The sequence below is a fragment of the Modicisalibacter radicis genome, from assembly GCF_900961225.1.
Lineage (GTDB): Bacteria > Pseudomonadota > Gammaproteobacteria > Pseudomonadales > Halomonadaceae > Modicisalibacter.
The window spans coordinates 1-551 of sequence record NZ_CAAHFN010000126.1 but is presented as its reverse complement, the minus strand read 5'-3'; the positions used below and the strand labels follow the sequence as shown (position 1 = coordinate 551).

Below are 551 nucleotides of genomic sequence, written 5' to 3'. Positions count from 1 at the left end.
ATGCCGGCGGCCTGCCCGCGGTGCTGCGCCGGCTCGGCGAGGCCGACCGGCTGCCCCACAAGGACGCCCTGACCGTCAACGGCCGCACGCTGTGGGACAACGTCAAGGACGCCCCGCAGTACAACGACGACGTGATCCGCCCGCTCGACAACCCGTTGCGCGAGGACGGCGGCATGTGCGTGCTGCGCGGCAACCTCGCCCCCAACGGCGCGGTCCTCAAGCCCTCCGCCGCCACCCCCGAACTGATGACCCATCGCGGCCGCGCGGTGGTGTTCGAGGACTTCGACGACTACAAGGCGCGCATCAACGATCCCGTGCTCGACGTCGAGGCCGACGACATCCTGGTGATGAAGCACTGCGGGCCGCGGGGCTATCACGGCATGGCCGAGGTCGGCAACATGGGCCTGCCGGCCAAGCTGCTCGCGCAGGGCGTCACCGACATGGTGCGCATCTCGGATGCGCGGATGAGCGGCACCGCCTACGGCACCGTGGTGCTGCACGTCGCCCCGGAGGCCGCCGCCGGCGGCCCGCTGGCCGCGGTCAGAAACGGC

The 551-nt window shown here is 71.9% G+C and carries 1 pseudogene; it reads left to right on the top strand.

Going from position 1 to position 551, the window contains the following annotated elements:
- Positions 1–551, top strand: a pseudogene (locus HR9077_RS20040) (dihydroxy-acid dehydratase); the annotation flags it as partial.